The sequence below is a fragment of the Heterorhizobium halophytocola genome, from assembly GCF_017873095.1.
Taxonomy (GTDB): Bacteria; Pseudomonadota; Alphaproteobacteria; order Rhizobiales; family Rhizobiaceae; genus Allorhizobium; species Allorhizobium halophytocola.
The window spans coordinates 26,288-45,149 of the sequence record NZ_JAGGJU010000006.1 but is presented as its reverse complement, the minus strand read 5'-3'; the positions used below and the strand labels follow the sequence as shown (position 1 = coordinate 45,149).

The window sequence follows — 18,862 nt, the reverse complement described above, 5'->3', positions numbered from 1 at the left end:
AAGACCACTCATCAACTAGAGTCGATTCAGGCGCGCGCCAAATAATACTGAAAAAGGAAAACTTAAACCTTTCCCAATGATTTGCGCGTAAGAGAATATCGATTGCTGAAATGACTCAAGGCTTCCGGGGGGATGCCGATGACAACAACAAGCAGGCCGACAAAAGCGTCGAATGCGGACATTCCGACGCAGGTTATGTATGCGATGCGGACGATGGGGATCGCGCCCATCCCGCGGAACTACGAACTATTTTACGAGGTTTTCATCGGTGCGAACCCGGCTCTGAGCCGTGATTTTGCAGCGCTCGGATCCCAGGTCACCCAGGCGGATCTGGATGCATTGGGAGAGGCCTATTTCGCGCGCCCGCAAAGTGTGGTCGTCGAGGGCATTCACGGCCGCATCAGCGACGAGCTTGAAAACCTGCTGCACATGCTCAAGCAGGAACAGACCTCGCTCGACAGCTACCACCGGGTGCTCGGCGAAACCTATCGGCGGATCACGTCGAAGAGCAATACCAGCGCCGATATCCTGCGCAATGCCATCACCATCCTCACGGAGGCGACGGACCGCAAGAAGCAGCAGGGCGAGACCACCGCCAACAAGATCACCCGCCGGTCGCAGGAGATGGACAAGGTCCGCCAGGAACTCGACGAGTACAAGCGGATCGCCAATACCGATTCGCTGACGCGGCTTGCCAATCGCCGCGCCTTCGACGAGCGGCTGGCCCTGGTCTATTCCGCCGTGCAGGACGGCCGCCCGCGTGCGCTCATCCTGCTCGACATCGACCACTTCAAGCGGATCAACGACAGTTACGGCCATCCGGTCGGCGACAAGATCCTGGCAACCGTCGCCAGCGTCCTGCGCGCCAATGTGCGCAGGGACAGCTTCATCGCCCGCACCGGCGGCGAGGAATTCGCCATCATCATCGAGGGCATCGGTGCCGACGAAGTGCTCTGCCTGTGCGAGCGCATCCGGCTGTCGCTGGAAACGACGCAGTTCAAGAATTCCAAGGCCGGCTATAATTACGGACCGATCACCATTTCGCTCGGCTATTGCATGGCGTCGCAGGCGCAGGGCGACAGCGATCTGTACGGCCGGGCCGACATCGCGCTGTACCGCGCCAAGCAGGAAGGCCGCAACCGAACCTGCGCCTTCGAAGAGGACCACGACATCGAGGCGACCAAGAACTGGATGCTCTATCGCCGCTGAGGATGGGGACCCGGGAAAGACGGTCAGCTGCGACAATTACCACATGGTCTGGGCCGCCCGCGCGGCCCATTCGCGGTCATAGGTCTCCTGGTCGAATCCGGCCTTGGCCGCCTTCAGCAGTGCGCCAGGCGTCGGCAGAGACTGCGGATCGATCACCCGGTCCTGCGCCCACAGCCCGGCCCGCATGACGGCGCGGGCGCATTGGAAATAGGCTTCCACAACCGTGACGACCACCACCGTGCGCGGATGCTTGCCGTCGCGCTCGAAGCTTTGCAGCAGGTCCGGCGCCACAGACACCTCGCCCGTACCGTTTACCCGCATCACCGTGCTGGAACCGGGGATCAGGAACATCAGGGCGACGCGCGGGTCGCGGACGATATTGGCAAGCGAATCGATCCGGTTGTTGCCGCGCCAGTCCGGCAGCAGCAGCGTGCGCTCGTCCGCGATCCGGACAACGCTCTCCTCGTCGCCACGCGGCGAACAGTCGAGCCCCTCCGGCCCGACGGTGGCAAGCGCCATGAAGGGACTGGCGCCGATGAGCGTCTGGTATTCCGCCGTCAGGACGCGGGTGACCTTGGCGACGGAAGCCTCCGTCGGTTCGGCGGCATAGATCGCCCTCAGGTCTTCGATGCTGCGCAGAATGGTCATGCCCGGAATCCCTGTGCTGTTTGCTCTCCCCGTCCTAGGCGGGGGCCATTGCAATTTTATGACCACCTTTCAGACCGTTGCAAGCGGCGTCTGGTATTGCCGGATCATCAGGAAACGGGCGATCTCGGCCGTCACATCGGGCGCGCTGACGATGCGGCGGTGCCCGTAGCCATTGGCCCAGTGGAAGTCGATATGGCTGCCGATGCCTCCGTAACGGCGGGCGTGATGCGGTCCGACCTCCTTGTCGTCTTCGGCATGCACGACAAGCATCGGCCGCTTCGCCCGTCTGGCGACGTTCGACATGTCGAAATCGCCGATCGGCCGACCGCCGACTTCGGCGGCGCGATCCAGCAGGGCCGCCCGCGACGCGGCATCGAGGCCGATCATGGCGGAGAAGTCGGCAAAGACCTCCCCGACCTCCGAGGGCGCGCCGATCAGCACCAGCCGGTGCGCCATCAGCGGCGGCACATGCCGGAACAGGCCGCCGACGGCCGCCATCACCGACAACCCGCCGAGGGAATGGGCAACCACCGCGTCGAAAGGCCCCTGCTCGCGCTCGACTCCGACAATGGCTTCCGCCGCCATCGCGATGTTCAGCGCCCTACCATAGGAGCGGCCGTGTCCGGGCAGATCCATCAGCACCACATCGGCGCCGTGCGCCTGCAGGCCGGATCCGAGTTCGGCCAGATATTCGGCGCGCGAGCCCCAGCCGTGAACGACGAGAATCTTCGGTGCCTTCAGACCGGTTGTTAGCCGATAGGTTGCGATCTCCCCGCCGGGCACGGTGACCATGGCGTGCTGCGCACCGGATAGCCGCGCCCTGCCGGAGGCGAGGACTGCGGCGGCCTTTTCGCCCTTCGGCTTTCGGGACGGTGTGCGGCAAAACAGGAAAAACGCCAGACGTCCCGCAGCCCGCGGCGATATCTTGCCCAGCCCGCCAAACCCGATCCGGGTGACCTTCAGCCAAAAGGATGCCATAGTCGGATTCCCGTTTTATGTTCAACGTTGAACAATAAAGTACAAGCATGAACAAAAATCAAGCTCTTCCCTTCGAGCATCCGCGCTTTAAGAGCTGGATCGCGGTCGGCCGCGCCTGTCAGCTGATGCAGCAAACCATGGCACGGCTGCTCGCTCCCCTCGACATCAAGCCGCCGCATCTGGATATTCTGGTCAATCTCTACCGTTTCGAAGGCATCTCGCAGCAGGAATTGGCCCGCAAGCTGCTGGTCGGCCGCTCGAACATGAGCATGCTGCTGCCGCAGATGGAAAAGCGCGGCCTGCTGGAGCGGCGCGGCGATCAGAAGGACAAGCGGGTGCTGCGGCTATATCTGACGGAGGACGGCCGCGCCCTGACGCTGAAGGCCATGGCGATCCAGACGGACGTGATCGAGCGGTCGCTGTCGGTCGCCCCGATAGAGCAGTGCCTGCAGGTGGCGGAGGTGATGGAAAAACTGGCAGCGCGGCTGCAGGCAGACGAGGACGAGGCTATCGCCTGACACCTTGACGTGATGTCAGCGCGGATCGCGCTGCAGGCCCTTTTCGGCGAGCGACTTTTCGTAGTCGGCGAATTTTTCCGCGCCGGTCTCGCCGAGTTCCCGCAGATAGATCCAGGTGAAGATGCCGGTATCGTGGCCGTCGTCGAAGCCGATACGGACGGCGTAGTTGCCGGTCGCGGTCATCGTTAAGATCGCCACATGCCGCTTGCCGGGCACGGTCACCTCCTGCCCCGGCCCATGGCCCTTCACTTCGGCCGAGGGCGACAGGACGCGCAGCATCTCGGCCGGCAGGGTATAGGTCGCACCGTCATTATAGGTGACCATCAAGGACTTTCGGTCCTTCGACACTTTCAGTTCTGTTGGCCAGGATAGGCTCATCGGACCGCGGCTCCTTCGATTGTCTTGCGCTGACCTAGTGCGCCCGGCCATCCTGCACAAGACAAATTGATCATAGGACGCCAATGGTTTCCTTGACGTGGGCAGTCGGGAGAACCAGATTATGGTTCAACCTCATGGAGATCCGACTTGGAACACGGCACAGGACAATTCGGCGATGCTGCGGCCCTTGGCCAGAGCGCTGCCCCGATGATCGACCCCTTTGGTCGCGCCGTCACCTATCTGCGGGTCTCGGTGACGGATCGCTGCGATTTCCGCTGCACCTATTGCATGGCCGAGCACATGACTTTCCTGCCGAAGAAGGATCTGCTGACGCTCGAAGAGCTCGACCGGCTTTGTTCCGCCTTCATCGACAAGGGCGTGAAGAAGCTGCGGCTGACCGGCGGCGAACCGCTGGTGCGCAAGAACATCATGCATCTCGTCCGATCGCTCGGCCGCCATCTCGACAGCGGCGCGCTCGAGGAACTGACGCTGACCACCAACGGCTCGCAGCTGCCGCGCTTCGCCTCGGAGCTTTATGATTGCGGCGTGCGCCGCATCAACGTCTCCATCGACACGCTGGACCCGGACAAATTCCGCCAGATCACCCGCTGGGGTGATCTCGACCAGGTGATGAAGGGTATCGATGCTGCGCAGGCCGCCGGCCTCAAGGTCAAGCTCAATGCGGTAGCGCTCAAGGGGTTCAACGAGGACGAAATTCCCGACATGATGCGCTTCGCGCACGGCCGCGGCATGGACCTGACCCTGATCGAGACCATGCCGATGGGCGAGATCGAGGAAGATCGCACCGACCGCTACCTGCCGCTCTCCCAGGTTCGCCAGAGGCTGTCGGAACAGTTCACGCTGACTGACAACGCTTACCGCACCGGCGGCCCCGCCCGCTATCTCGATGTCGCCGAAACAGGTGGCCGGCTCGGCCTCATCACGCCGCTTACCCATAACTTCTGCGAAAGCTGCAACCGCGTGCGCCTCACCTGCACCGGCACGCTCTATATGTGCCTCGGGCAGGACGATGCGGCCGACCTCAGGACCGCACTGCGCGCCTCCGAGGACGACGCCTATCTCTCCAACGTCATCGACGAGGCGATCGGCCGCAAGCCGAAGGGGCACGACTTCATCATCGACCGGAAGAGCAAGGGCCCCGCCGTCTCCCGCCACATGAGCGTCACCGGCGGCTGACACCGCCCTGCCGGATAGCTGACAGGAACAGCGCCGATTGCGTCTCCGTAGACCTGCGAGAACCCTCTATACTGACCAGCGCTCTGCCTCGACATAGGTTTTGGCCTGGCGGCCACCGGTCTTGAACTTCTCGATCTTCTCGGAAAGCGTCGTCACACGGTCGCGCAATCCTTGAATTTCGGCGTTGTTCTCCTCGACCATGGCCGCATTGCGCTGGGTAATCAGCTCGACATCGTTGACCGCCCTCGACACCTCGCCGATGCCGTCGGCCTGCTGGCGCGCTTCGCCGCTGATCTTGGCGACCAGCGTGCGCACCTCGCCGATATTGGCGATCATCGTCTGCAGCGCCGTGCCGGTCTCCTCGACCAGCGCCACGCCATTGCGCACCTGCTGGCCGCTGGATGAAATCAGCCCGCTGATCTCCTTGGCGGCACCGGCGCAGCGCTGGGCCAGTTCGCGCACTTCCTGGGCGACGACGGCAAAACCCCGGCCCGCCTCGCCGGCCCTGGCCGCCTCCACGCCGGCATTCAACGCCAGCAGATTGGTCTGGAAGGCGATCTCGTCGATGACGCCGATGATCGTCGCGATCTTTTCCGAAGACCGGCTGATCTCGCCCATGGCGGCCACGGCCTTTTCCACCACCTCGCCCGAGCGGCTGGCATGGCTGGCGGTCATTTCCACCGTGCTGGAGGTCGAGGCGGCACTGGTGGCCGTCGAACGCACCACTTCGTCGAGATGCTTCAGCGCATTGACGCTCTCTTCGAGCGCCGCCGCCTGCTGTTCTGTCCGGCGGGCCAGATCGTCGGCCGATACGGCCAGATTGCCGGTGCCGGCATTGATCTCGTCCGCCGTGATCCGCACGTCGAACAGCGTGGCCCGCAGGGCGTTGACCGCTTCGTTATAGGTTTCGGCCATGGCGATGAAGTCGCGCGACAGATCGGTGCGCATGCCCTGCTCCAGATCGCCTCTGGACAATGCCCCGAGCACCGCCGAGAGCGCATCCAGCGCATTGCGCTGCTCGGCCTCGACCCGCGCCCGTTCGGCTGAACTGCGTTCCATCTCGGCGCGGGAGCGTTCACGCACCGCCTCGGCCTCCTGCTCGAGGCGCCGATTTTCCACCGCCGCGTCCCGAAAGACCGTGACCGAGCGGACCATGTCGCCGATCTCGTCACCGCGATCGCGTCCCTCGATCGGTACCGACAAGTCGCCACCGGCAAGCCGGCCCATCACATCGGTGATCTTTTTGAGCGGTGCGCGCAGGGTTTCGACCAGCATCAGCCCGCCGGCAATCGCCATCAGCGTGCCAACCACCATGGCGATCACCGAGATCGTGCCGGAGCGTTCGCTGTCGGCGCGCCCGCTTTCCTGCGCCTGGGAGACGAAGCCGTTCAGCGCCGTCATGCCGTTGGCGATGGCGCCCTTGCCGGCGGTGCGGGCATCCGTCCAATCTTCCACGTCGCCCAGCAGGGCATCCCCATGAGCCACGATCGAGGCGATGACCGGCGCGACACGTCCGGCGAAATCGCGCATGCTGCTATTGGTGCCGCCGGTGCGTGAGACCTCTGCCGCCGCCGCCGTATAGGCATCCAGCCGCTCCTGCACCACGGCACGGGTGTCGGCGCTCGGCGCCAGCCGCAGGCGTTCGATATGGATGCCGAGCGTATCGAGCACCCGCAACGCGTCCTGGGCATGGCCCAGCAATTCCTTCTGCTCGGCGACGAGCTTTTCGAGCGAGACGAAACGCCCGGCCGCCGTGTCGGCATTCTTCGCCGCCTGCTTGGCCAGCCGGTCGCCCTGCGGCACCAGTGCAGCGATGATCGGCGTGGCGCCGGCAATCTTCATCTCTGCCGGCGCGTCGTTTGCGGCAATCGCCTCGAGCTTGGCGTTCAGATCGCCGACCTTGCCCATGGCCTTCATCGCCTTGTCGGAGACGCTCTCGCCCGCTTTTGCCAGTTCCTTGCCGATGGCCCCGGCATAAAGGCCGATCAGACCGGCGCGCTTGTCAGGCTCGCCCGCCTTGTCGAAGGCCGCCTGCAGCTTGGCGATTTTCTCGGCGATCCCCTGATACCCGGCGGAATCGAAGAGCAACCCCTTGGCGAATTCTTCCTTCTCGACGAAGTTGTCGCGAACGATGGCGATCTGCTTGTCGACCTTTTCGCTCTCCGCCTTCAGGTCGGCGAGATCCTTTTCGAGGGCCTCGCTGATCTCCAGGCGGTCGGCTGCCGTCGTCCAGAGCCGGGTCACCGAATCGGCCATGGCCGGTGCGACCGCGCGGACATTTTCAAGCAGGGACGCGTCCTGCTGGCCCTGAACCAGACCTTCGAGCTGGACAATGCCCTGCTTCTGCTTGTCGATCGCGGCGGCCAGCGCGTCACGGCTCTCTTCGGTCGGCTGCAGGGTAAAGGCCTGGAAGGCAGACTGCAGGTCCTGCAGGTCGCCGATATTGCCGATCGTCGCGCGCGTCACGGTCATGTGCCCGTTCAGCACCCTGGCCGTATGGTAGCCGAGAAGCCCCACCCCGGCCATCAGCAGCACCAGCGGCACGACGAACAGCAAGACCTTGGTGACGATGCGTCGCCCGCGCAAAAGCCTGTCGATAAAAGTCATCGCTACCCCATTGCGCCGTGCGGCGATCGCAGTTGTCCCCAAGAATAGGAGACAATGTCCACGTGCAGGGTTGAGATTTCCCTAAACCCCGAGGGCCAGTACCTTCGGGCAAATTCTTGCCGGCCGGTATGTGCACGCACAATTGTCGTCTTGAAGAACTTGTTTCGTCGATAGACTTGGCTATGAGTAAGACCGGAGCGAGGGGACGAATTCATCACATGGCATTGTCGAACAATACCAGGGGCGCGCTGCTGATGGCGCTCGCCATGGCCGGTTTCACCTGCAACGACGCCCTGACCAAGACGCTGGCCGCCGACCTGCCTGCGGGGCAGATGATGCTGGTGCGCGGCGCGATCATGACCTGTCTGCTCGTCGTGATCGCCGGTCAGATGGGCGCGCTCAGGCAGTTGCGCACGCTGCTGCAGCCGATGGTTTTCCTGCGTGTCGGCTGCGAAAGCCTTGCCACCATCGCCTTTCTCAGCGCCCTCGGCCAGTTGCCGCTCGCCAATATCTCGGCCATTCTCCAGTCGCTGCCGCTGGCGACCACGCTCGGTGCCGCGTTGATCTTCCGCGAGCCGGTCGGCTGGTATCGCTGGGGCGCGATCATCGTCGGCTTCTGCGGCATCCTGCTGATCGTCCGTCCCGGCGCGGAAGGCTTCACCACGGCATCGCTGCTGATGCTGGTCAGCGTGTGCGGCGCCGCCGGTCGCGATCTGGCGACCAAGCGCGTGCGCGCCGGCACGCCGTCGATCGGGGTCACCCTGGCCACCGCATCGGGGGCTGTGCTGGTCGGCAGCTTCATGCTGGTGCCGACCGGCGGCTGGCAGCCGATGTCCGGCAATGCGCTCGCGGTACTGGCCATCGCCGCGCTGCTTTTGGTCGTCGCCCACCAGTCGATCGTGCTGGCCATGCGCACCGCCGATGAAATCTCGTTCATCGCCCCGCTGCGCTACACCAGCCTGCTCTGGGCCGTCTCGATCGGGGTGCTTGCCTTCGGCGAGCAAGTCGATCCGCTGATGGCGCTCGGCGCCCTGGTGGTCATCGCCTCCGGTCTCTACACGTTTTACCGCGAGAAGAAGCGCAAGCTTCCCCGGCCGGTGGCGCAGGAGCCGACCCCGACATCCTCGGCACTCTAGCGGCACCGGCCGGCCTTGCCCGTGGACAATGCGGCACCGGTGCTGGCGCGGGACGCGCAGGTTTCCTAACGTCACCTCATGGACACCTGTCCGATGGAGATCAGCATGCCCTCACCCCGTCGCCTCGCCGTCATCCTTTCCGGCGGGCTCTCCCGTCGCATGGGCGCTGACAAGGTCGGCGTGCGCCTTGGCGGGCGGCCGCTGCTCGCCCATGTGATCGAGAGGCTCACCCCGCAGGTGGATGCAATGGCGCTGAATGCGCCGCAGAGCCCCACAGGCTTCGAAGCGCTCACTCTGGTGCCCGACACCCTGCCCGACCGCCTGGGGCCGCTTGCCGGCGTTCTGGCCGCCCTGCGCCATGCGCAAGACCTGGGTATCACGCGCGTCCTGACCGTCTCGATCGACTCCCCCTTCCTGCCCGGGGATCTGGCCGATCGCCTGGCAGCGCGTGCGGAGGATTCCCTCGCCATTGCCGTCGCCGCATCGGGGGGACGGAGCCATCCGGTGATCGGGTCCTGGCCCGCCCGGCTTGCCGATGAGCTTGAGGCATGGCTTGCCGACCCGGCGCATCGCCGCGTGACCGATTTTCTCGCCCGCCACGCCGTTGATGTCGTTGAGTTTGCGCCGCTCGTCCTCGGCGCACATGCGGTGGACCCGTTCTTCAACATCAATACGGCCGAAGACCTGCGGCTGGCAGAGACCTTTCTTCAGGAGCCTGAACCATGACAACGCCCCGCGTCTTCGGCATTTCCGGCTGGAAGAATTCCGGCAAGACCGGGCTTGCGGTGCGGCTCGTGGAGGAATTCACGCGGCGCGGCTACCGCATCTCGACGATCAAGCATGCCCATCACGACTTCGATATCGACAAGGTCGGCGCCGACAGCTACCGCCACCGGCAGGCCGGCGCCCATGAAGTGACGATCGTCTCCGGCACGCGCTTTGCCATCATGCACGAGCTGCGCGGCGAAGCCGAACCGAGCTTCGAGGAAATCCTGTCCCGCATCGCGCCCTGCGACCTCGTTCTGATCGAGGGCTACAAGCGCGAGCCGATCCCCAAGGTCGAGGCGCGCCGGCTGGAGGCGAACAACCGCGAACCGCTGGCGCCGAGCGATCCGCACATCGTCGCGATAGCGGCCGATCACCCGGTCGACGACGACCGCCTGCCGGTGTTTGATCTCGACGACACGGCCGCGATTGCCGATTTCATCAGCCGGACGATCGGCCTGCCGCCGCTCTGAAAAGCGCCTGCTTCAGGCAACGAAAAGGCCGCCGGTGCAGCACCGGCGGCCTCAGCTTGCTGACAAACCTCTTTGAGGTCTCCGCGCAGCTTGTTTGATTCCGATCCGTTCTGGTTTCGATTCAGAGACGTTCCGTGAATCTGATGGGAAGGCTAAAGCTGAATAGGGTTTGTCAGCAGTCTGAGGCCGCCGGTGCAGCACCGGCGGCCTTTTTCTGTTCTCACGATGGCCTGTCGTCTCAGTTCTTCGAGGCGACCGGGCGAACCAGCGGCGTTACGCGGCGGATGGTCACGCGGCGGTTTTCCTGGGCCGGTCCATCGGTGTTGACCTTCAGGAACTGCTCGCCGTACCCCTGCGTCACCATGTTTTCCGGCGGGATCGAATAGACGTCGGTCAGGACGTCGGCAACTGCCTCGGCCCGCTTGTCGGAGAGCACGAGGTTCGATTCGTCCGAACCGACGGCATCGGTATGGCCCTCGATCAGGAAGGTCTCTGCCGGATCCTTGTCGAGCGCCTTGTTGATGGCGTCGGCAACTTCCTTCAGCGTGCCTGCCTTGTTCATCGAGATTTCGGCACTGCCGGTGTCGAAGGTGATCGTGTCGAGGTCGATGCGGCGCATCTTGTCGCGAATACGGGCCGAGTTACGGACCTCATCGACGGAATAGACGCGTTCGACACGCTCGACCGGCGGCTGCTCCAGGAACTTGTAGTAGTCGCGGTCCGGATCTGTGGTCGTGTCGATGATGTAGTCACGCACCGGGATCTGCAGCACCATCGGCGGCAGGTCTTCGGCCGGGTCGCGATAGACCGGACGACGGTCGTCGTCGGCGTAGTAAAGCTCCGGCGAGAAGAACAGCACATATTCACGGCCGCGGCGGTCGATGCGCGAACGCTGGACGAGATCGCCGTAGCGGTTGCGGATCGAGACGATCTGGTCGCCATTCTCCTTGGTCACCGTCTCGCGAACGCGGCCATTCGGCAGCTGATCGTATTCCGGTGCCCGGCCATAGCGCTCGAAGCGGCGGTTGTCGTCATGACGCACGACGATATTGTCGCCGAACTCGATGATCAGGCGATTGTCGACCTGGCGGCTGTCGCCATCGTCATAGCGGTCGCGGTAGCGCGGACGCTCCGACAGACGCTTGCCCTTCTCTTCGTCGACCTTGGCGATCGGACGCTTGGAATCAGCCTTCACCTGCGCCTCTGCATCGGACTTCGGCGGCGGACGACGTTCCACCTCTTCGCGCTGCTTGCGACGCTTTTCCTCGCGGGCATCGCCCTTGCGGCGGTCACCGCCATCACGGCGGAACGAACGCTTGTCGCTGTCGAGCACGGGCGCTCCGTCCTCGACCGGCAGCACAACGGTGTCGTTGGTGGCCGACGGATCCTTGGCGATCTCTTCCTTGCGGGCCTGGTCTTCCGGGGTGTTGCCGGTCGGCGAAGCTTCGGAAGCCGCGGCATCGGTCTTGGACGCATCGTCAGGCGAAGCGGCAGGTGCCAGCGTGCGCTGTTGCGCCTCAGGCTGCTTCTGCTCCTCGGTCTGCTTCTGCCCTTCGGCCGGCATCCGCTTCTTGCGCGGCGCCTCGGCCTTGGGCTCTTCCGCCTTCGGCGCCTCTGCCTTTGGTTCTTCCGCCTTCGGCTCCTCGGCCGACTTGGCCTCCGGTGCGGCCTTCAGTTCTTCAGGCTTTTGCTCCGGCGTGGCAACGGGTTCCTCGGCAGCCTTCGGCGCGGCGTCCTGCGTTTCGGCCTTGGGCTCTTCGGCCTGCGGCGCGGCCTCGCGGGTCTCGGACTTCTTCTTGCGCTTGCCTTCCTGCTTGCGCGCACCGTCACTGTCTTCCGGTGCGGCAGCCTTGGGGCTTACCTCGGGCTCTACAGCCTTGGGCTCCGGCGCGGCTTCCGGCTCGGGCGCAGCTTCGCGCTTGGGAGCGGCTTCGCGCTTCGGCTTTTCGGCCTTGGGTTCCTCGGGCGCGGGTGCCGGTTCGGCAGCCTGCGGCGCTGCCTGCTCGGGCTGGGCTGCGCCCTGATCGGCCTGCGGCTCGGCGTCCTTGTGCTTGCGGCGCTCGCCGCCTTCACGCTTCTTCTTGCCGCCCGGCTGGCAGTCGGCCGCGTCCTGGCCGTCGGCACAGGGTTCGGCCTGGGCGAGGATGATCCGGCCCTCAGCGGCACCGGGTGCTGCGGCGAGCGCATTGAGGCCGCCATTGGCGGCGGCCGGCGCGGCAACGGCACTGACCGGCATTGCAAACGGCGTTCCTGCCTGCAGCGACAGGGCCGTGAAAGCCAGAAGCGCGGCGCGGCTCGTTTTCCATTTCGTTGACATGGGATCTCCTCTCCTTGGAGCTTTTGTTTTTGGTGCGCCGGGCGCACCATCTCCTGTCCGTCGGCAAGCCGATCTCGCAGGTATGATTTCGGAAACATGGGGAGCCGCGGCTGAATGCGACGTGAACGGATGGTTCATGAAAGCTGTGACGATCCTGATGCCCCTCGTTCCGTCCGGCCGTCCCGCAGGCCCCGGTGTCTCCCCGCATCTGCCGTTCCGCCCGGGGTCCGAGGGTCTCGGCTTGTCCGTGATCGTCTGCATTTGCGACTTGATTAACTCGCATTGAGAGGAATGGTTTCAAAGGCACATGCGCCACCCCGCCGGGCAGGCAGCAGTGCCCGCGCCGGCAACCATCGATAAAATAACCATGTCGACGGTCTTTGCTGTTGATTTTCGCGGCGAATGCATAGGAATATCGAGCCAAGTCGGGCAAAACCCGACGGTCGCCAATAATGTCCAGCATGGACGGATAACCATGCGGACACCACCAGAGAGGTTCCTTATGCGCAACTCCATCAAAAGCCGTGTGCTCGCCGCCGTGTCGCTCGCAGCTCTGTCGCTTGCAGCCGGCCAGGCCTTCGCCGACGGCGAAAATTACGTCATCGGCACCGACTCGACCTATCCGCCCTTTGAATATGTGGACGCCAGCGGCAATTTCCTCGGCTTCGACATGGATATCGGCCGCGCCCTCTGCGAGGAGATGAAGGCCGAATGCACCATCGTCTCGAATGACTGGGACGGCATCATCCCGGCCCTGCAGGCCAAGAAGTTCGACATGATCCTCTCGTCGATGTCGATCACGGCCGAGCGCGAGAAGGAAGTCGACTTCACCGACAAATACTACAACACGCCGCCGGCGGTTGCCGTACCGAAGGACAGCGACATCAAGGACGTTGCCGGTCTCGCCTCCAAGACGATCGGCGCCCAGTCCTCGACCACCCACGCCAACTATGTCGAAGCCCACATGAAGGACAGCGAGCTGAAGCTTTATCCTTCGGCTGACGAATACAAGCTCGACCTGTCAAACGGCCGCATCGACGCCGTCGTCGACGATATCGTCGTGCTGACGGAATGGGTGAAGTCGGAAGACGGCGCCTGCTGCAAGATCCTGACGGCGCTGCCGATCGATGAAGAGATCAACGGCAAGGGTGCCGGCATTGCCGTGCGCAAGGGCGATCCGCTGAAGGAAAAGCTCAACAAGGCCATTGCCGCGATCCGCGAAAACGGCACCTACAAGAAGATCCAGGACAAGTATTTCGACTTCAACGTCTACGGCGACTGATCTGCCATCCGGCCGGCGGCTTGGTGTCGCCGGCCTTTTCTACCCAAAAAAATAAGCGGCAAGACCGCAAGGGGATCATGAATGGACGACGTACCGGCCTCGGGCGCGTCACTGTGGCAAAACATAGTCGGCTGGATCGACCCGCTTTGCGGGCATCTCGGCATCTTCAACTGGTTCGGCTCCGAAGCCATCCTGTCCTGCGGTGACAAGGGCTGGGGCGACGATATCGCCACCGGCATCGTCGTCACCATCACCCTGGCGCTGGCCACCATGCCGGTCGGCCTGCTGCTCGGCTTCTTGCTGGCGCTCGGCATGCGGTCACAGGAAAAGAGCCTGCGGCTTGCCGCCGGCATCTACACCACCATCTTCCGTGGCCTGCCGGAACTGCTGACCCTGTTCATCGTCTATTACGGCGCCCAGATCCTGATCCAGGCGGCCCTCGCCGCCATGGGCGTCGACACCCGCGTCGAGATTAACGCCTTCGTGTCCGGCATGATCGCGCTCGGCGTCGTCTCCTCGTCCTATTGTGCCGAGGTGATCTTCGCGGCCTTCCAGGCTATTCCCAGAGGCCAGTTCGAAGGTGGCCATGCGCTCGGCCTGCATCGCGGGCAGATCATGTCGCTCGTCGTCCTGCCGCAACTCGTGCGCATCGCCCTTCCCGGCATCACCAATCTCTGGATGATCCTGCTGAAGGATACCTCCTACGTGTCGATCATCGGGCTTGCCGACGTGCTGCGCCAGACGGGGGTTGCCGTCCGGGTCACCAAACAGGCCTTCCTGTTCTACTCGATTGCCTGTCTCATCTATCTGGTGCTTGCCATCATCTCGTCGGTCGGCATCGGCTTCATCGATCGCTGGGCGCGCCGTTCGGAGGTCTCCCGATGAGCATTGCCGAAACCCTGATCCCGCCCCGCCCGGCGCCCATCATCGAAAGCGCCGGCATGCGGCGTGGGCAGCTGGCAGGCTACGGCATCCTTGCCATCTGGCTGCTGCTGGCGATCTCGCTGATCTGGATGGTCGTCAGCGGCTGGGATGGCGACTATTTCGTCAAATACGGTCCGCGCTACCTGCACGGTCTGTGGACGACGATCTGGATCGTGGCCGTGTCGATCGCCATCGGCGCCGTCATCTCCCTGCCGATCGCCTTTGCCCGGCTGTCGAAAAACCGGCTGATCAGCAGCCTTGCCTTCGGCTATGTCTATCTGTTTCGCGGCACGCCGCTGCTGGCCCAGCTCTATCTCGTCTATTACGGTCTGGGCAGTTTCCGGCCGGAACTGCAGAGCGTCGGCCTCTGGTGGTTCTTCCGCGAGGCGATCTATTGCGGCATCTTCACCATGGCGCTGAACACGGCCGCCTATCAGGCCGAAATCCTGCGCGGCGCCATCGACAGCGTTCCACGCGGACAGCACGAGGGCGCCGCGTCTCTCGGCATCGGCAAGGTCGTCGCCTTCCGCAAGATCATCCTGCCGCAGGCGCTGATCGTCGCCTTGCGCCCCTATGGCAACGAGATCATCCTGATGATCAAGGGATCCGCCGTCGTCTCCGTCGTCACGGTCTTCGATCTGATGGGGGAAACGCGCTATGCCTTCTCACGTACCTTCGACTACCAGACCTACCTCTGGGCCGCGATCTTCTATCTTGTCATCGTCGAGGCGCTGCGCCATGTCTGGCTCTCCTTCGAGGGCCGGCTGACACGTCACCTGAAGCGCTAGATTTTCGGCAAGCCTTGCTCAAGCATTTTTTGTTCTCATGATCGGTGCAGACCCGGAAAAAAATCGGGGCGCGAACACGGGAACAGCTTCGACGAGGTACATCATGCCGAGCGAAATGGAACTGATGCTTGAGGGCTACGGACTGACCACGGCCCAGATACTCTACCGCCTGCCCGATCATCGCATGCTGCTGCAGACCTATGTCTGGCAGGACTATGATCTGGCGCCGGACTTTCCGCAGATGAAGAGCTTCCTCAAATTCTGGGAGGAGACGCTCGATGGCCCGCTGCATTCCGTGCGCTACGTCCATCGCAAGCTGATCGCCCCGAATGAATGGCGCGCGCTGCAGGGCGAATTCATCCTGCACTGAGCCTCATGCCGGTCACACATGCACCTCGCCATAGGCGAACTCGCCGTCATCCGGCTCGCGGTGGACGGCGACGTAGATGATGGCCGCATAGATCACCGCGACGATCGCAAGCACCGCCCAGCCCGGCACGGGGCCGAGCGCGGCGTTGTGGACGAATTCGCCGAACGACCAGACGGTATCGGTGCGCGGCTGGTCCGGCAAAAGCTTCGGGGTCGAGATCTTCAGCAGCCAGGCGGCCAGCAGGATCATGTACATCCAGACATAGTTGCGGCGGATGCGCCTGGAAACGGCCTCGCGGCGCGGCATCAGGAAGCGCGGCGAGCGCAGGCTTTCGGCGATCTGCTCGGCCCAGTCGGCATTGAGTTCGGCCTTTGGAGAAAGCGCCTGGGCGAAATAATAGCGCTCCAGCTGGCGTACCCTGGCCCGATAGACATCGAAGAACCGGTAGCGGCGTGCCTCGATCAGCAGGAACAGCGAGATCAGCAGCATGGCGAACAGCACGACGCCATGGTGTGACGAGGGTGTCGACAAGGATACCGACAGCAGGCCGGCCACAACCGTGATGGCCCAGTTGGACGTCCGGTCGATGCGGTCGCGCCAGCTGGTCATCCGGGCAAGCTCGCCGCGATAGTAGTGAATGATGACGGTCGCCTTCTCGCCGGAGGTCTGCGGCAGCCGCGGCGGCGTGGGCAGGGCTTCTCCACCGACCTCTCCCAGAGCGTCACGCATCTCCATTGCCGCCTCCCGATGTCATGTCCGGCTTCAGCTTTCAATTGTCAACGATCCCCCCCGCTCCCGGTTCCCTCACCCGGTCCGATCTGCCCGATTGCAAAACTGCCATCGAACCGGTAGAGCGCAACGATATTTTCCACGCCGGAGTGATGTCATGGCCAAGATCGACGAAGAGAAGCTGGCGGAAGCCTATAACCGGGCCCTTTCGCTCGAAAAGGCCGGCGATATCGACGCTGCCGTCGCGGCCTATCAGGAATGCCTCGACATCGATCCGGAAGACCATGGCGGTGCGGCCGTGCGGATGGCAGCACTCGGGCGCGGCGAGACCCCGCCCCGCGCGCCGGACGCCTATGTCGAGACCCTGTTCGACCAGCATGCCGAAGCCTTCGAGGACATTTTGGTCGAGCAGCTCGGCTACGCGGTGCCCATGCTGGTGCGCCAGCGCCTGCAGGCTTTGGAGCTCGGGCCGTTCAAGCGGATGCTCGATCTCGGCTGCGGCACGGGCCTCACCGGCGGCGCCCTGCGCGACATGGCCGACGACATCACCGGCATCGATCTGTCGGAAAACATGGTCGAAATCGCCCATGAGAAGGACCTCTACGAAACGCTCTATGTGGCGGAAGTCGAGGATTTCCTCGAGGACAATGACGACGAACCTTTCGATCTCGTGACCGCGACCGACGTGCTGCCCTATCTCGGCGCGCTGGAGCCGCTGTTCTTCGGGGCTGCCGAAAACATGGTCCGCGGCGGCCTCTTCGTGTTTTCGTCGGAGACCCTTTCCGAGACCGACGGCCAAAACTACCGCGTCGGCCCGCACCAGCGCTTCCTGCACACCGAGCGCTATATCCGCGAACGGCTGGACGCCACCGGTTTCGAACTCGTCGAGATCACCGAGATCAATGTGCGCATGCAGGACGGCCAGCCGAGCCCCGGCCATCTGGTGGTCGCGCGGCTGAAGCCTCACTGAGGCGAACCGACAAGCGCCTTGTTGTGCTTTCGCTTCGCCGCCTTCTGCTTTAAGTCTTTGTCCGACAACGACATCAAGCGGAGGAAATCGCATGGCAAAGGTGGCATTTATCGGTCTGGGCGTCATGGGCTATCCCATGGCTGGCCATCTGAAGGCAAAGGGCGGCCACGCGGTCACGGTCTACAACCGGACGAAGGCCAAGGCCGAAAGCTGGGTCCGGGAGCATGGCGGCAATCTGGCCGAGACGCCGGCAGAGGCGGCGCGCGATGCCGACTTCGTCTTCACCTGTGTGGGCAATGACGACGACCTGCGTTCGGTCACCATTGGCGAGAACGGCTGCATCGCCGCCCTGAAGCCCGGCGCGATCCTGATCGACAATACGACCGCTTCGGCCGAAGTCGCCCGCGAACTGGCCGATGCCTGCGTCGCCAAACAGGCAGGCTTCATCGACGCGCCCGTCTCGGGTGGCCAGGCGGGCGCCGAAAACGGAGCCCTTACCGTCATGTGCGGCGGCGACGCGGCCACCTTCGACACGGCAAAGCCGGTGATCGACGCCTATGCCCGCATGGTCGGCCTGATGGGCCCGGCCGGTTCCGGCCAGCTCACCAAGATGATCAACCAGATCTGCATCGCCGGCATCGTCCAGGGCCTGGCCGAAGGTATTCACTTCGGCAAGAAGGCCGGCCTCGACATCGAAAAGGTCGTCGACGTCATCTCCAAGGGCGCCGCCGGCTCCTGGCAGATGGAAAACCGGCACAAGACGATGAACGACGGCAAATATGATTTCGGCTTTGCCGTCGACTGGATGCGCAAGGATCTCGGCATTGTTCTGTCCGAAGCCCGGCGCAATGGCGCGACCGTTCCGGTGACCGCCCTCGTCGACCAGTTCTATGGCGAAGTCCAGAAGCTCGGCGGCAATCGCTGGGACACGTCTTCCCTGCTGGCCCGGCTGGAACAGAAGTAATAGCCACCTTCTTTACGCCCGCCGCAGGACAGGCGCACCGCGCGCATCGACGACGGACGGGGCGGCGGGACCGCCTCAGTCCTCGTTGCTCTTGCCGGCGTCGAGCGTCATATAGTCGAGCGGCAATTGCGTGGTGTACTTGATCTGCTCCATCGCAAAGGCCGACGACACGTCGCGGATCTCAATCTTAGCGATCATCCGCTTGTAGAAGGCGTCATAGGCGGCGATATCCGGCACCACGACGCGCAGGAGATAGTCGACATCGCCGCTCATCCGGTAGAATTCGACCACCTCGGGAAACTCGCTGACGACTTCGGAGAAGCGCTTCAGCCATTCGATCGAATGGCTGTTGGTGCGGATCGAGACGAAGACCGTCACCTTGGTGTTGACCTTGGCCGGATCGAGCAGGGCCACGCGCCGGCGGATCACGCCCTCCTCCTCCATCTTCTGGATTCGGCGCCAGCAGGGCGTCGTCGACAGACCCACCTTTTTGGCAAGGTCCGCCACGGCCAGAGTGGTATCCTCCTGGAGGATGCGCAGGATCTTTCGGTCTAGTCGGTCCATGATATGCCTTTCGAAGTCCCAACCGGTATAAACCGGATTCGCTGC

General features: G+C 63.7%; 19 protein-coding genes. 12 read left to right on the top strand and 7 right to left on the bottom strand.

The window, feature by feature from the left end:
- Nucleotides 1-138 precede the first annotated feature (138 nt).
- Nucleotides 139-1,209: a GGDEF domain-containing protein gene (locus J2Z17_RS11885; protein WP_209945229.1), complete on the top strand. Its 1,071-nt coding sequence runs from the start codon at nt 139-141 to the stop codon at nt 1,207-1,209.
- Nucleotides 1,210-1,245: 36 nt separating this feature from the next.
- On the opposite strand, the gene J2Z17_RS11880 is transcribed toward J2Z17_RS11885, so the two are convergent.
- Together J2Z17_RS11880 and J2Z17_RS11875 are read right to left on the bottom strand one after the other, a co-directional pair.
- Nucleotides 1,246-1,857, bottom strand: a complete 612-nt coding sequence (locus J2Z17_RS11880; protein WP_209945227.1) for an MSMEG_1061 family FMN-dependent PPOX-type flavoprotein — start codon at nt 1,855-1,857, stop codon at nt 1,246-1,248.
- A 69-nt stretch (nt 1,858-1,926) separates the two neighbouring features.
- Nucleotides 1,927-2,835: an alpha/beta fold hydrolase gene (locus J2Z17_RS11875; RefSeq protein ID WP_209945225.1), complete on the bottom strand. Its 909-nt coding sequence runs from the start codon at nt 2,833-2,835 to the stop codon at nt 1,927-1,929.
- 47 nt (nt 2,836-2,882) lie between these two features.
- Between J2Z17_RS11875 and J2Z17_RS11870 the strand changes: the two genes are divergently transcribed.
- On the top strand, nt 2,883-3,353 hold the full coding sequence (locus J2Z17_RS11870; RefSeq protein WP_209945223.1) for a MarR family winged helix-turn-helix transcriptional regulator: 471 nt from the start codon (nt 2,883-2,885) through the stop codon (nt 3,351-3,353).
- A 15-nt stretch (nt 3,354-3,368) separates the two neighbouring features.
- On the opposite strand, the gene J2Z17_RS11865 is transcribed toward J2Z17_RS11870, so the two are convergent.
- The gene (locus tag J2Z17_RS11865; protein WP_209945221.1) at nt 3,369-3,731 is read right to left on the bottom strand and encodes a gamma-butyrobetaine hydroxylase family protein; all 363 of its coding nucleotides are present in this window, start codon (nt 3,729-3,731) and stop codon (nt 3,369-3,371) included.
- 207 nt (nt 3,732-3,938) lie between these two features.
- On the opposite strand from J2Z17_RS11865, the gene moaA reads away from it, so the two are divergent.
- Entirely contained in the window at nt 3,939-4,928 is a 990-nt protein-coding gene (gene moaA, locus J2Z17_RS11860) for a GTP 3',8-cyclase MoaA (protein ID WP_209945721.1), read from the top strand.
- A gap of 66 nt (nt 4,929-4,994) precedes the next feature.
- Here the strand turns inward: moaA and J2Z17_RS11855 are convergent, their stop codons facing one another.
- A complete protein-coding gene (locus J2Z17_RS11855; protein WP_209945219.1) occupies nt 4,995-7,535 on the bottom strand; it encodes a methyl-accepting chemotaxis protein in 2,541 nt (846 codons plus the stop codon).
- 218 nt (nt 7,536-7,753) lie between these two features.
- Between J2Z17_RS11855 and J2Z17_RS11850 the strand changes: the two genes are divergently transcribed.
- The 3 genes from J2Z17_RS11850 to mobB all read left to right on the top strand — a co-directional run bounded on the left by J2Z17_RS11850 (nt 7,754) and on the right by mobB (nt 9,909).
- Nucleotides 7,754-8,671, top strand: a complete 918-nt coding sequence (locus tag J2Z17_RS11850; protein WP_209945216.1) for a DMT family transporter — start codon at nt 7,754-7,756, stop codon at nt 8,669-8,671.
- Nucleotides 8,672-8,764: 93 nt separating this feature from the next.
- A complete protein-coding gene (mobA, locus tag J2Z17_RS11845) occupies nt 8,765-9,397 on the top strand; it encodes a molybdenum cofactor guanylyltransferase MobA (protein ID WP_209945214.1) in 633 nt (210 codons plus the stop codon).
- A complete protein-coding gene (mobB, locus tag J2Z17_RS11840; RefSeq protein WP_209945212.1) occupies nt 9,394-9,909 on the top strand; it encodes a molybdopterin-guanine dinucleotide biosynthesis protein B in 516 nt (171 codons plus the stop codon). Before mobA ends, mobB begins: the two co-directional genes overlap by 4 nt.
- Before the next feature lie 238 nt (nt 9,910-10,147).
- Here mobB and J2Z17_RS11835 read toward each other — a convergent pair whose 3' ends face one another.
- Nucleotides 10,148-12,226, bottom strand: coding sequence for an OmpA family protein (locus tag J2Z17_RS11835; protein ID WP_209945210.1), 2,079 nt, complete (start codon nt 12,224-12,226; stop codon nt 10,148-10,150).
- Nucleotides 12,227-12,728: 502 nt separating this feature from the next.
- Here J2Z17_RS11835 and J2Z17_RS11830 point away from each other — a divergent pair.
- From J2Z17_RS11830 to J2Z17_RS11815, 4 genes are all read left to right on the top strand, one after another.
- Nucleotides 12,729-13,508, top strand: a complete 780-nt coding sequence (locus J2Z17_RS11830; protein ID WP_209945208.1) for a transporter substrate-binding domain-containing protein — start codon at nt 12,729-12,731, stop codon at nt 13,506-13,508.
- Between the two features lie 81 nt (nt 13,509-13,589).
- Nucleotides 13,590-14,393 (top strand): ABC transporter permease, encoded by an 804-nt coding sequence (locus tag J2Z17_RS11825; RefSeq protein WP_209945206.1) that lies wholly within the window; start codon nt 13,590-13,592, stop codon nt 14,391-14,393.
- Nucleotides 14,390-15,220, top strand: a complete 831-nt coding sequence (locus J2Z17_RS11820) for an ABC transporter permease (protein WP_209945204.1) — start codon at nt 14,390-14,392, stop codon at nt 15,218-15,220. Before J2Z17_RS11825 ends, J2Z17_RS11820 begins: the two co-directional genes overlap by 4 nt.
- A 103-nt stretch (nt 15,221-15,323) precedes the next feature.
- The gene (locus J2Z17_RS11815) at nt 15,324-15,590 is read left to right on the top strand and encodes an usg protein (protein WP_209945202.1); all 267 of its coding nucleotides are present in this window, start codon (nt 15,324-15,326) and stop codon (nt 15,588-15,590) included.
- Nucleotides 15,591-15,602: 12 nt separating this feature from the next.
- On the opposite strand, the gene J2Z17_RS11810 is transcribed toward J2Z17_RS11815, so the two are convergent.
- Nucleotides 15,603-16,325 (bottom strand): DUF2270 domain-containing protein, encoded by a 723-nt coding sequence (locus J2Z17_RS11810; protein WP_209945200.1) that lies wholly within the window; start codon nt 16,323-16,325, stop codon nt 15,603-15,605.
- A 151-nt stretch (nt 16,326-16,476) separates the two neighbouring features.
- On the opposite strand from J2Z17_RS11810, the gene J2Z17_RS11805 reads away from it, so the two are divergent.
- Together J2Z17_RS11805 and J2Z17_RS11800 are read left to right on the top strand one after the other, a co-directional pair.
- On the top strand, nt 16,477-17,289 hold the full coding sequence (locus J2Z17_RS11805) for a methyltransferase domain-containing protein (protein WP_209945198.1): 813 nt from the start codon (nt 16,477-16,479) through the stop codon (nt 17,287-17,289).
- Between the two features lie 91 nt (nt 17,290-17,380).
- Nucleotides 17,381-18,253 carry an NAD(P)-dependent oxidoreductase gene (locus tag J2Z17_RS11800; RefSeq protein ID WP_209945196.1) on the top strand — a complete coding sequence of 291 codons (873 nt, stop codon included), beginning with the start codon at nt 17,381-17,383 and terminating at the stop codon, nt 18,251-18,253.
- 75 nt (nt 18,254-18,328) lie between these two features.
- Here the strand turns inward: J2Z17_RS11800 and J2Z17_RS11795 are convergent, their stop codons facing one another.
- Nucleotides 18,329-18,817 (bottom strand): Lrp/AsnC family transcriptional regulator, encoded by a 489-nt coding sequence (locus J2Z17_RS11795; protein ID WP_209945194.1) that lies wholly within the window; start codon nt 18,815-18,817, stop codon nt 18,329-18,331.
- Between the last annotated feature and the right edge of the window lie 45 nt (nt 18,818-18,862).